Below are 13141 nucleotides of genomic sequence, written 5' to 3' on the forward strand. Positions count from 1 at the left end.
CAGATTTGTTTGACTGTGTATCATTTCTGTTTTTATAATAATAACGTCAAAAAATAAGTGGATTAGCCCATTATATGGCGGCTATGCACGGGAGGTAATGAGGAATATGTCAGGAATTATTCGCGTAACCCCAGAAGAACTAAGAGCGACCGCTAAGCAATATGGTGTTGAAAGTCAAGAAGTGTTAAACCAAGTTGATCGTCTAAATAGAATGATCTCTGATTTAAAAGGAATGTGGGAAGGTGCTTCTAGTGAAGCATTTGCTGATCAATACGAGCAGTTAAAGCCTTCATTCATCAAAATGTCTGATCTACTAACAGATGTCAGCAATCAGCTTGATCAAACGGCAAATACACTTGAAAGCACTGACCAAGACATCGCAAGCCAAATCCGCGGCTAATCAAAGGGATTTCCTTTCTAAGTGTGAAAAGCAGAAAAAGCGCCGAGTGTGTCAATGGATGCCGGCGCTCTTTCTATTTTGTGAGGTGGAAATTTGTGTATATCGATATTACCATCGACTTAAAAAATTATGATGGCAGTGTGTTTGATTTGAGACTATCAAATTATTTACATATTAAACAAGTCATCCATATCGCCTGGCAGGCAAAACAAATCTCACTTCCTAAGCGAGAAGGCGGCTGGGTGCGAGTAGTCAATAAGAAAGCTGTGTTTTCAGGCGAATATAAGCTGTCAGACTGTGGAATCACCACAGGAGACAGGCTGGAAATACTATGAAAGGACTTTTGTAAATGGCAGATAAAAAGAGTTCCTATTTAGAAGAACAATTAGAAGCAGTTATGAAAAAAGAGGGTGGCACCTACAGCTTCATTTTTCAAAGAGAGACAATTAAACTCTTAGACGGTTTAGAAGCGGCACCGATCAAAGACATCAATCCTTCATTCAAAAAAGAGATTCAATTAACTGAAGATGAGGTCATCATTTCGATTCAACCGCCTCCTGCCTATCAGGAATTTCGTTTCATCCATGCAAAGGATGAAAAAAGCAAATGGATTTTTTCATACCAGCTTGTCGATGCAGTTTGCAAACACGACGTGAAGCGGCTGCATCCTATTGTTTCTCCTGAAAACATTGTTTTTCATCAAGGCTTAGCTCCTGCATTTTTGCATTACGGGGTCAAAGAAAGCATCCCGCCATATGAAACGGATGAACATCGTTTATTAAAAGAAGTCAAAGCCGTCATTCTTCGAGTGGTGGACCATGAATATCAGTTTCAAGAATATGTGGCTTACAGCGAAACGCTGAAACTATCTGAACTGGCAAAAGAGATCAGCGAAACGCAGTCTTTGGAAGAATTGTCTGTCCTCACTCAGCAAAAAATCGAAGCGATTGAAACGAAAGAGAAAACGCTATTAACCATTCCGAAAAAGAAATGGAAGATCGAACGATATATCGGACTAGGTCTGCTTGTCCTATTAATCCCGGCATTGGTGTACACCATTTACACCTTCTTTTTTGCGATGCCGAAACAAGAAGCGTATGTCGAGGCAAACAAATATTATCTCAACAAACAGTACAGCCAAGTGGTGGATACGTTAGAAAAATATTCAGCCAATCAAATGCCGGTCTCTCTTCAATATGAACTGGCCATTTCGTATGTACAAACGAATCAAGGCAACCTGTTACTCGATCAGCATAAAAAAGAAATCACAGATACATACACATTACAGACTGATCCGCAATATTTCCTTTTCTGGATTCATATTGGACAAGGCAATAGCAAGGAAGCACTTGATATTGCACGTGTACTTGGAGACGACCGGTACATATTCACGGCACTCGTCGCCTACCGCAATGACATTCAAAACGATGACAGTCTTACTGCAGAAGAAAAACAAAAACAGCTAGACCCGATTATTAAGGAAATGGCGAAATATGAAGAAAAAGAAACAACGGAGACAAGCACCAACGACTCCTCGGGCGCAAGCCAAACAGATGAAACAGCTGAACAAAAAGAGCAGTCAAAAGCCGATCAAGAGAAAAAAGAGAAAGAATCTGAAGCGAAAAAGAAAACCTCTCAGACGAAAAAAGATGAGAAAAAATAATTCTTTCGATACAACTGACAGTTGCTGCTGTCCCATGAGGAGGTGGAGCGTTTGAGTCTTCTTTGGGTTTTTTATGAGGAGGATTATCAAACCGTCCGTTTAGACGAGCAGTTCAATCGAGAAGCTGTGATTGGACCTGAAATAGAGCATACGGTGACAATCCCTACACTTTCGTTTGATGAAGGGGTCATCCGTTTATCTCCCGATGAACCGAATGATGGCTTTTCCATTTATCAGGGTGAAGGGAAGAAAGGCACATTACTTCTACATGAACCATATAAACTTGGATCACTTACACTTATGTTAATGGAAGCACAATATGACCAACACATTTATTACCTAGGAAATAGAGTCGAGCTGTCTTTTTCACGTGAGGAAAAAGATGGTATTGATGTGTGGAAAGAACAAGCGCATTCCATGTTTCAAGATGCGAGCCAGTTTACTTTGGAGAAAATCGAAGGAACTTGGTATGTCATGCCTCAGGACGAGACGATTTATGTGAACGGGAAAAAAATCCATGGTCCAGAGAAGGTTTATACTGGAGATGAACTGTTCTGGAACTTTCTAACGGTGACATTGAAAGATGATGATTTATTGCAGGTGACTGCATATGAACCATTTCAAACACGTTTGGAAAAAACAAAAGCACCAAGCACAGAAACAAAACAAAAATATCCTTTATATAGACGAACACCTCGTTTAATTTATGACCTGCCAGATGACCGGGTATCCTTTAGCTTTCCTTCGCAGGAGAGTGAAAATAACAGCAGAGGGCTTTGGCTTGTTGTCCTTCCGCCGCTTGTGATGCTCCTTGTGATGGGAATTGTCGCTCTTGTCCAGCCGCGCGGGATCTTTATTGTCGTGTCGATGGCGATGTTTATCATGACCTTAATCACATCGTCCGTTCAATACTTTAAAGAGAAATCACAACGCAAAAGACGGGAAGAGAAACGGCAGCGAGTCTATTCTCTATACTTAGAAAATAAACGAAAAGAGCTGCAAGAGCTCTACGACCGCCAGCAATATATTTTGACGTATCATTATCCGTCATTTGAACAAATGAAGTACTTAACGTCAGAAATTAGCGGCCGGATTTGGGAAAAAACACTTGTGAGTGACGATTTCTTGCAGCTGCGTCTTGGGACGGGTGCAGTCCCATCAAGCTATGAATTATCGATGAGCGGTGGCGATATGGCCAATCGTGACATGGATGACTTAATGGAACAAACGCAGCACATGCAACAGGTCTATCGTGAAGTGAAGGATGTACCCATTACATTTGGTCTTGCAGATGGCCCAACAGGCTTGATTGGAAAGCCAGCCATTGTGAAAAAGGAGCTTCATCAACTTGTCGGACAGCTTGCTTTCTCGCACAGCTATCACGATTTGAGATTTGTCTTTATTTTTCATGAGCAGGAGTATGAGAATTGGGAATGGATGAAATGGCTTCCGCATTTCCAGCTGCCTCATACATACGGCAAAGGGTTTATTTACAACGAACAAACACGCGATCAGCTGTTGTCCTCGATTTATGAAATTTTACGTGAGCGTGATTTAGAAGAAGAAAAAGAGAAAAAAATCTTTACGCCTCACTTTGTGTTTATCGTGACAAATCACGAGCTTATTGCTGAACATGTGATTTTAGAATATTTAGAAGGCAGCCGGACTGACCTTGGCATCTCAATTATCTTTGCTGCTGAAACAAAGGAAAGCTTAGCTGAAAATATCTCGACGCTTGTCCGTTATATTAACGAAGAAGAAGGAGATATTCTCATTCAGCACAAGAAAGCCGTCCGAATCCCATTTCAGCTTGATACACATGAGCGCGGGGACAATGAGCTGTTTGCCAGAACACTGAGAACATTAGATCATCAAGTTGGAATGACCAACTCGATTCCTGAAACGGTCTCCTTCCTTGATCTTTTTCATGCCAAACAGGTAGACGACATTGGCATTCGTGAAAAATGGCTCACATCGGAAACGGCCAAATCACTATCTGTGCCAATCGGTTATAAAGGGAAAAATGACATTGTGGATCTGAATCTGCATGAAAAAGCACACGGTCCGCACGGCCTGTTGGCGGGAACAACAGGATCAGGGAAAAGTGAATTTTTACAGACGTACATTTTATCGCTCGCTGTACACTTTCACCCACATGAAGTCGCTTTCCTGCTGATTGACTATAAAGGAGGCGGAATGGCGCAGCCGTTCCGAAATATTCCTCATTTACTTGGCACCATCACCAATATTGAAGGCAGCAAAAACTTTAGTGAAAGAGCGCTTGCCTCAATTAAAAGTGAATTGAAGAAAAGACAACGGTTGTTTGATCAATATCATGTGAATCACATCAATGATTATACGAAGCTCTATAAGGAGAAAAAGGCTGAACAGGCAATGCCTCATTTATTCTTAATCTCTGATGAGTTTGCTGAATTAAAAAGTGAAGAGCCGGACTTTATCAGGGAGCTTGTCAGTGCTGCACGTATCGGCCGAAGCCTCGGGGTCCATCTCATTTTGGCTACACAAAAGCCAGGCGGAGTCATCGATGATCAAATTTGGAGTAACTCCCGCTTTAAGGTGGCACTAAAAGTACAAGATGCGTCAGACAGTAAGGAAATTTTGAAAAATAGTGATGCGGCGTCCATTACCGTTACAGGCCGCGGCTACTTACAAGTGGGGAACAATGAAATTTATGAATTGTTCCAATCAGCTTGGAGCGGTGCGCCTTATATGGAAGATGGCTACGGATCAGAAGATGACATTGCCATTGTGACAGATACTGGACTCATTCCGTTATCAGGGGTAAGCACAGAGCCGGCAGTGAAGAAAGAGACAGTATCGGAGATTTCTGCTGTTGTGGATGAAATTGAACGTATGCAGCAGGAGCTTGGGATTGAGAAGCTCCCAAGTCCATGGCTTCCACCGCTTGAAGAACGGATTCCAAAATCACGTTATGCGTCGAGTGAAGAGCATGTCTTCCATTTTGCGCTTGTCGATGAGCCAGATCAGCAAAGCCAGCATCCACTTTCTTATCAAATGATGGAAGATGGGAACATTGGCATCTTCGGTTCCTCCGGCTACGGCAAATCACTTGCTGCCACAACACTGCTCATGAGCTTTGCGGAGAGATATTCACCTGAAGAATGGCATGCGTATATTTATGACTTCGGAAACGGGACATTGCTTCCGTTAGCCAAGCTGCCGCATACGGCGGATTATTTCTTAATGGATCAAATGAGAAAGATTCAAAAGTCAATGACGCGTTTGCGGGAAGAGGTTGAATACCGCAAGCGGTTATTCAGGCAACAAGAAATGAGTCATATCAAAATGTACAACGCCTTAAATGAGAAAAAGCTCCCGTTCATTTTCATCGTGATCGACAACTTTGACATTGTCAAAGACGAAATGCATGAACTTGAATCTGAATTTATCCAGCTGAGCCGTGATGGACAATCATTAGGAATTTACTTCTTGATTACAGCGACTCGGGTAAACGCAGTCCGCCAATCTCTTATGAACAACTTAAAAACAAAGGTCGTCCATTACTTAATGGATCAAGGAGAGGCGTACTCGATTATTGGCAGACCGAAATTCAGCTTAGAGCCGATTCCAGGACGAGTCATTATCAACAAAGAAGAGCTTTACTTTGCGCAAATGTTCCTGCCAGTTGAAGGAGAGAACGATCTCGAACTGTTTGAGCATTTGAAAGAAGAGATACAGCTTCTTCATGATCGCTTTGAATCAGCTGAAAAACCAAAGCCTGTGCCAATGCTTCCTGATAAACTGACCATTTGGGAGCTAGAGAGTCGTTTAGAAGAACAAAAACAGCCGTATGACATTCCAGTCGGACTAGATGAGGAATCTGTTGCACCTGTTTACTTTGACTTGAAAAAGAATAAACACTGCCTCATCATCGGTCAAACGCAGCGAGGGAAAACAAATGTGACAAAACTGATGCTTGATCAGCTTTTAGCAGCAAAACCTGAGAAACTGGCCGTGTTTGATTCGATTGATCGGGGTCTTTCCCATTATGCAAAGGAAGAGAATATCGATTACCTTGAAACAAAGGATGATATTACCGAATGGGCAGAGGAAATAGACCGTTTATTCAAGGTGCGGGAAGAGATGTACGTCGAAGCTGTACGCAGGGGAGAGACCGATCAGTTGTCGTTCCCTCAAATTGTGCTTGTGATTGATGGCATTACGCGTTTTCAGCAGACGATCGATCCGCGTCTTCAAGATCAATTGGCTGATTTCATGAAGTCATATGCACACCTAGGCTTTAGCCTGATCGCATCAGGGAATCATACCGAATTCAGTAAAGGCTATGATGCACTCACAAACGAAATCAAACAAGTTCGTCATGCCATGTTACTCATGAAAAAATCAGAGCAAAACATCATACCGCTTCCATATGCAAGACAAGAACCAGATATTCAGCCAGGGTTCGGGTATTTGGTTGAAAACGGGAAAGAGAAGAAAATCCAGGTTCCTTTATGTGCGGTAGAAAGGAAGAGTGTTCAATGACAGAGCAGCAAAAAAGCTCCATCAAAATCGTATCGACCATGATATTGATTCTTGTTCTGCCGGTTTTATTTTTCCACCTCATTGGAGATGACCCGGCAAAACAGAAAAAGAATGCCACACGTAATATTGCTGTGGTCAATGAAGATATGGGAGCGAGCGAAAGTGAAAACACCGCTCGTTTCGGACAGGATGTCGTGGCAGCATTATCAGAGCGTCCAGATTATACATGGACCGTAGTGAATCGCAGTGCGGCGGAAAATGGACTGAAAAACAGAAAGTATGACGCTGTCCTCTATATTCCGTCTGATTTCTCTAAAAATGTGCTCAGCTATGATAAAGACCACCCTGAAAAGGCATCCATTCAATTTTCTATTCAAGACCAGCTCAATTCAGTCAATAAAGAGAAAGTGCAAAGAGAGCTGGAAAATGCGCAAAAGAAAATGAATGAACAGATGTCGACGTTATACTGGAGTTTTGTATCACAGGAAATCGGCAATGTCAGAGAAGAGTTTGAGCATATTGTCGGTAAAGAAGTCGAATTCCAAAACACGATGTATAACTTCTATAAGCCGAACTCAAACAAATTATCAGATGCCGTTCAGCAGCAGAAGAAACAAATAGAAGAATTAAAAAATGCGATGACCGATTCACAGAAACAGTATAAAGACGGTTTGAGTACAACAGAAGAAGCAAAGAACCAGTTAAAGGACTTTGTGAAAGCAGTCGATCAATACCAGCAGTATCAAGACAAACAGAAGGACCTCTTGATCAAAGCGCAATCGACAAGTCAAAAACAAATCCAGCAAGGGCTCAAACAGCTTGCTGATATTCAAAACCAAAATGCCCGCAGCTTTAGTGATCAAATGGGCGGACTAAAAACAGACATCAACGGGGTACAAAGTCAGCTGAACACAACTGACAGCGCCATTCAATCTGTTCAAAAGTCAAGAGAGGACGCCATTCCAAAGCAAGCAACGGGATTAACGGATCTTGTGATGGCGTCTCAAGAAGAACTGATTAAAAAGTATGAAGATCGTTACTTAGAAGACTATCGAAATAAGATATCAGCCTTGCAAACGAAGCTATTGGCTAAACGGCAAGAGTTGATGGATGAGCCTGAGCGTCCAGTTGACTCTGATGATGACGGGCCATCAGATCAAGATAATGAAAAACCAGAAGAGATTGGGATTAACCTAGATGAAGAAACAAACGCGCTCTCGCAAATTTCAATAGAAATGAACGACCTTGCAGATGAATTAGGAGAACAGGAGACGCCGCCTTCTACTGAAGATGGCAAAGAAGGTGAAGGCGATGAAAATCCTGCTCAGCCAGATACCGGCAGCACGAATTCATCTCAGGATGACCTTAAAGCACTCTCTACTCGTTTAGAAGAAGTGAAAAAGAAAATTCAAGAAAAAGCTGCCGCTCATAATGACGAATTGAAAGACAAAGTGAGTCAAATGAGTAAAGAGCTTGAGAGCCTTACGAAAAAAGTAGAAAAGCTTGAAAAGATGTACCTATGGTTACAAGATCGATATAATGTGATTCCAAATGAAATCAAAAATCAGGAATCCTCTATTTTAAGCAAAGTAAAAGAGCTGAAGCGCAGAAACTCACCGATTGGTGAAGCCTTTAATGATAACCTTTTTGAGAAAAAGTTTGAAACAAATTCAACAAGAACTAAAAAATTAATGGACTATTCCAATCAACTCTCCCAGCTAGAGCTGATGATTGCAAATGTCTATCAACCATCTAATAACTCTTCTCTACTAGACACAAAAGAAGAGAAAATCCAGTCCATCCTCTCCATCAAAAAAGAGGAAACAGAAAACTGGGATACGCTCAAAAATCAGATGCTGACGTCAAACGATGATGTGTCTACTTTTATTGATGAGATGCAGAAGTTTTCAGATGGCTATGCAGAATACATTTCGACTCAGCAGGCAAGCATGGAACAGGAATTAAATACAATCTCTGAAAGTGCGGACAATGTTGCGGAGCAAATGGCTGATCAAGGAGATGCAGTGTATACGGCAGACCTTGCAGGCAGTTCAATTGTTGTCAGTGCACAGGATTCAATTGGTCAGGAAGTGCTTCGTCTTTCTGAAAATATGAGTTCGTTAACCGACCGCCAAAAAGGGGTGGCGGATTATACGAATAACATTGAAGAGAGTGTGACAACAGTTCAAGAAAAAGCGGATACGCTGAATGAAAACTGGAGCAAGAATGTCAACTCTACGAAGCTTGTTCAGCAAGATTTGAAAGGTATTTTAGGAAACACATTGAGTGATCAAGGCAACAGCAACTATGTGTATAACCACTTAGCCAATCCGCTGAAAATCAGCGGTGATGTGCCGGAAGAAAAAACGCAGACTGTACCGCCAGTGGTCATTTTGGTCATTGTGATGATCAGTAGTTTGTTAATTGGCTTTTTCAGCTCGTATTATGCGGCAGCTCCGATGCTGGTTAAAGGTGCACTGTTTGGCATCTTAAATCTATTAGTCGGACTCATGATCAGCTTGTTTGGACTGAACATTTACAAGCTTGCAGATGATCAAGCGATTCAGTGGTCCGTTTTCACGATTTTACTATTAGTGGCTTGTTCCGCCTTTATTCGCACGGCGTTCCTTTTCGGCTCTATTGCCGGATGGATGGCAGCAACGGCGCTTATTTTCTTCTTTGTCGCACCATTAATTGATTTGGTGATGCCGAATTTCTATTTCACAAATCCAGTGACAGACGTGTACCTGTCCATCCAATATGGAAATGGAGATCACTTTGGAATGGGTGTTATAGGATTAGTGATTTTAACTGTCCTCTTCATGGCCATCCCGCTTGTGACAAAGCTATGGAAAGATAAAACGGAGGAACGTGATGTGACTCATGAGGCTTAATCTGTTCGTGAAAGGGGTGGCACTTGGTGTCATGTCCCTTTTTCTCCTCATTCCTGCTGCTTTCGCTGCTGGTGAAGATACGGATACAAATGTCAAGCCGAATGAATATCAGGAAAAAGAACTCAATATTAACTCAAGTATATTGAGGGATCAAACGAAATACGAACAAAGCAAAAAGACATCAACAGTCAAAACAGACATTCATTTTGCTGAACCGCCTAAAACTCCGGGAGGGTCTCTTTCTCCGCAGCTTTTCAGTGATCTAAAAGAGAACCCGCCCAAAACATCAGCTCACATGATGGAAGAGATGAATATCTCTTTTCGTGATGCCGCTGTATCAGCACCTTCTGGCGATGATCACAAGAAGCAGACATCAGCACTGCTTCCCATCATCTTTGGTTTCTTAATCGTCTTTGGCATTGTCGTGATGTTCATTCTGATTCCTAAGGTGAATGTGAAGGCTGAAAAGAAATAGCCTGTCTCTTTGAAAAGAGGCAGGCTTTTCTTATGCAGATTGCTTGATGTCATACCGTTCCACTACGTAAAATAGTGTTATCAAGGGAGGAGATTGTCATTCGAATTTCAATCGTTACAGGCGGATCAAAAGGATTTGGTCTAGCACTTGTGAACCGGCTGCTTTCACGCGGGGACCATGTGTATACGGCAGCAAGAAGTGCATCGCCGATTTACCATCCGGAGCTCACACATACACAGGTCGACCTGACAGATGAGAAAGCAGCAGCCAAATGGCTTCAAGATAGTCTCACGCCGCAAACACTGTCAGCTGCTGATGACATCTTATTCGTCAATAATGCAGGCATGGTGACACCTATCAAACGTGTGGGGCAAGGCGGACAGGATACGCTTCATCAGCATTATACGTTGAATCTTGTCATCCCTGTTTTGCTGAGCCATGTTTTTACCAAGCAGACTCAATCATATAGCGGAAAGAAAACGATCGTTCACCTTTCTTCTGGAGCGGCGAAAAACCCTTATAAAGGCTGGAGTGCGTATTGCAGCTCAAAGGCAGGACTTGATATGTTTATGAGGACTTTGCATGAGGAACAGCAGGACGAGGCGTATCCAATCAACACATTTTCATTTTCCCCCGGCACCATTGATACAGATATGCAGAGGGAGATTCGGAAGTCATCAAAACAGGACTTCGAACAAATTGACCGTTTTCAGCAATTATATGAAACAGGCACGCTGAAGAGTCCAGATGAAGTCGCAGGTATTTTGCTCGATCTTTTAGCGGATGATCCAGCTGGCGGATGCGTATACGATGCACGTGAGTATGTGAAAAAGCAGTCATAACGACTGTAGCAGCGTGAAGACAAACCCTCGCATTCGGTGTCTGTTCTGCGAGCAGTCATCACGACTGCTTTTTTCGTCTTGTACAAGCAAAACCAGCTGATTTGACATAAGCTAATCTTGAGACTCATAGAAAATATAACAGAACATTTGAGTTTCTTTTCAGAATATGTTAGGATGCTAAAAATATAGATAAGGAGGGGTTTCCATGAGAAAGGTTACATTAATGGATGTTTACACCCATCCAGTTGCTCAAAAGTATTTAAATCGTTCAGGAAAAGCCCATGCGATTGCTTGTGCTTATCACGCATTCAAGCTGGCGATGCAGGCGGGAATTAACCCAGATCTGGCTGTGAAAGCAGCACTCTTGCATGATATCGGTCACTATGAATGGTATACAGCCGGCGGAGAATGGGATTACGAGACATATAGAAGAAATGATATTCACGCCATTAAAGGTGCAGAGCGGGCACACAAACTGCTCATACGGCTCGGGGAGGAACCAAAAGCAGCCAAAGATATTGCACTTGCGATTCTGCTTCATACGGATTCATATTTGCCAGAGGGCGACCTCCATAAGGACACACTCCAGCAAATTGTGAAGAAAGCAGATGAAATGGATGAAGAGCCTGGCGGACACCACCATTACAGACAAATAGACGAATCATTGGCAATGAAAAAGATTGCCGATTTGGATCAGAAAGTGCAGCAGGCACTCCAGCCCATGAAACGCTCTGTTTAGTATGGAATATCTCCATGAATCGTTCCGTGCTGATCGACATACAACGTGCGAATAACGGTACGGTTAAACGCAGATGTTCCTGACGTAGTGAGTCCGGTGTAATGCACCGTGACGGAATAAGCACCTTCTTTTTTCAATTGAATGGCTGATGAGGTACTTGTTTTCAGTGGATGGTCTTTTTGTGCATCTTTAAAGTAATTGGTTTCCACTGATTTGCTTAACCGTTTAATCAGACCGCTTGAATGGGTCGATGCATCCCCTGACTTCGATGCAGCTGCTTTAATTTCTTCATTTAATGGTGAATCAAAGGATACAAGCAGCAGATAAGGAGCCTTTTTGCCTGAATTTGATCGAATCGTCCATTTTCCAGGAACGGGCTTATTGATTTGCACATGGTGTGAATATGCGCCTTCATATGGGAAAGATGCTTCCGATGTCTTAAGGTTTGTTAAGACGTCTCCATTTGGGGCGATGATTTCTGGCCGCGTCTCCTGCCTTTCATTTAACCACTGAATCGATAAGCCATTCGTTCCTTCCTCTACATAGAACGCTTCTGTTTTATCCTTTTCACTTTCTCCACCTTTCACATAAACATCTGTATTCAGCTCAGCAGAAACGGGCTCTTGTTCCTCTTTATTTTCATTTTCAGCGCTTGCGACATTTGCCAGAAGCTGATGCTGGAACACAGGAAACATACTTGTGCCGTTTTTGATTGAATGATGATCCCATTTTCCTGTTAAAATATTGTTTGCATACGATAGTCTTGTGCTGTTTACTGTGACGGCGCCATCATTTGCACCAAAGCTCTTTAAATACATGCCGCCTAAATACAGCACACCGCCAAATGTTCCCCATTCCGAGCCAGAGTAGGTGACATATTTATTGGGAAACGCCTCCAGCTGGTCGGTTTCACTTCGAAAAGCCGCCATCAGACCGGTTTGCAAAGAATAAAGCGCGTCGCTTTTTTGTCCAAGAATTTGCGCGAGCCAGCTTCCGCCCTTGCTATACGCTAGATCCGCAAGCGGTGTCCCGTTATGAGGAGAGCCGAGAGTAATGACCTTTTCCACATAGGGATGTGCTTTGAAATACACCAGTGCGGACTGTGTATCGACCCCGCCTTTACTATGACCAATCACGATGAGTTTTCTACCAAACGCATCATAGATTTCTTTGAGCTTTTCTGCTAATAGTTTGCCGTTCTTTTTCATGTCCTGATCTGGATGCAAATCTATGAATGCGCTTTCGTATCCGTTCAGAACAGCCTGCTTTGCCATATCGTTTCGATCGGACCAAGTGGAGGAGGAGCTGTTAATGCCATGAACAAAAACAAGTGGTGGTTTTGACTCGTCTTTTTGAACGGGCTCTTCTCCTTTAAACCACTTCCCCGGCGTCCCAGGTGGATCTCCAATTGTGCCTGCATACGCATAACTTGCAGAGGATAGAAAGAGCATGACAGCAACAATACAGATGAGTTTTTTCAAGACAATTCACCTCTTCGAATGATTTAAATTGTTGGCAGCACCAATCTATTATACTTCTTAAAAATGTAAAAACGTACTATTTGTAAAAATATGGTATTAATGTTGTGGGTTTGCCCTGAG

At 42.5% G+C, this 13141-nt stretch carries 9 protein-coding genes; 8 read left to right on the forward strand and 1 reads right to left on the reverse strand.

The features are described 5' to 3' along the window. Positions 1 to 106 precede the first annotated feature (106 nt). The 8 genes from ACP7A0_RS09275 (at position 107) to ACP7A0_RS09310 (ending at position 11540) form a co-directional block, all read left to right on the forward strand. Entirely contained in the window at positions 107 to 400 is a 294-nt protein-coding gene (locus tag ACP7A0_RS09275) for a WXG100 family type VII secretion target (protein WP_003213769.1), read from the forward strand. 95 nt (positions 401 to 495) lie between these two features. Further along, the gene (locus ACP7A0_RS09280) at positions 496 to 735 is read left to right on the forward strand and encodes an EsaB/YukD family protein (RefSeq protein ID WP_003213579.1); all 240 of its coding nucleotides are present in this window, start codon (positions 496 to 498) and stop codon (positions 733 to 735) included. Positions 736 to 749: 14 nt separating this feature from the next. Next, a complete protein-coding gene (essB, locus tag ACP7A0_RS09285) occupies positions 750 to 2063 on the forward strand; it encodes a type VII secretion protein EssB (protein ID WP_340874256.1) in 1314 nt (437 codons plus the stop codon). A gap of 51 nt (positions 2064 to 2114) precedes the next feature. Further along, positions 2115 to 6590: a type VII secretion protein EssC gene (gene essC, locus ACP7A0_RS09290; protein WP_426004908.1), complete on the forward strand. Its 4476-nt coding sequence runs from the start codon at positions 2115 to 2117 to the stop codon at positions 6588 to 6590. Continuing rightward, positions 6587 to 9484 (forward strand): type VII secretion protein EsaA, encoded by a 2898-nt coding sequence (gene esaA / locus ACP7A0_RS09295; RefSeq protein ID WP_426004910.1) that lies wholly within the window; start codon positions 6587 to 6589, stop codon positions 9482 to 9484. Before essC ends, esaA begins: the two co-directional genes overlap by 4 nt. Beyond that, the gene (gene essA, locus ACP7A0_RS09300) at positions 9474 to 9959 is read left to right on the forward strand and encodes a type VII secretion protein EssA (RefSeq protein WP_034659843.1); all 486 of its coding nucleotides are present in this window, start codon (positions 9474 to 9476) and stop codon (positions 9957 to 9959) included. The genes esaA and essA overlap by 11 nt, the downstream gene beginning before the upstream one ends. A 98-nt stretch (positions 9960 to 10057) precedes the next feature. Then, complete coding sequence (locus ACP7A0_RS09305) at positions 10058 to 10801, forward strand: (S)-benzoin forming benzil reductase (RefSeq protein ID WP_426004980.1); 744 nt, start codon at positions 10058 to 10060, stop codon at positions 10799 to 10801. A 205-nt stretch (positions 10802 to 11006) separates the two neighbouring features. Further along, positions 11007 to 11540 (forward strand): HD domain-containing protein, encoded by a 534-nt coding sequence (locus tag ACP7A0_RS09310; RefSeq protein WP_060597222.1) that lies wholly within the window; start codon positions 11007 to 11009, stop codon positions 11538 to 11540. On the opposite strand, the gene ACP7A0_RS09315 is transcribed toward ACP7A0_RS09310, so the two are convergent. Further along, entirely contained in the window at positions 11537 to 13021 is a 1485-nt protein-coding gene (locus tag ACP7A0_RS09315) for an esterase/lipase family protein (RefSeq protein WP_066030464.1), read from the reverse strand. The two genes, ACP7A0_RS09310 and ACP7A0_RS09315, sit on opposite strands and share 4 nt — an antisense overlap. Between the last annotated feature and the right edge of the window lie 120 nt (positions 13022 to 13141).

The organism is Bacillus sp. DWP3-1 (assembly GCF_049896565.1).
GTDB lineage: Bacteria > Bacillota > Bacilli > Bacillales > Bacillaceae > Bacillus.

Excerpts from the sequence above, each read along its gene's own strand:
- essA (WP_034659843.1), top strand. The coding sequence starts at position 9,474 with ATGAGGCTTAATCTGTTCGTGAAAGGGGTGGCACTTGGTGTCATGTCC.
- ACP7A0_RS09310 (WP_060597222.1), top strand. The coding sequence starts at position 11,007 with ATGAGAAAGGTTACATTAATGGATGTTTACACCCATCCAGTTGCTCAA.
- esaA (WP_426004910.1), top strand. The coding sequence starts at position 6,587 with ATGACAGAGCAGCAAAAAAGCTCCATCAAAATCGTATCGACCATGATA.
- ACP7A0_RS09275 (WP_003213769.1), top strand. The coding sequence starts at position 107 with ATGTCAGGAATTATTCGCGTAACCCCAGAAGAACTAAGAGCGACCGCT.
- essB (WP_340874256.1), top strand. The coding sequence starts at position 750 with ATGGCAGATAAAAAGAGTTCCTATTTAGAAGAACAATTAGAAGCAGTT.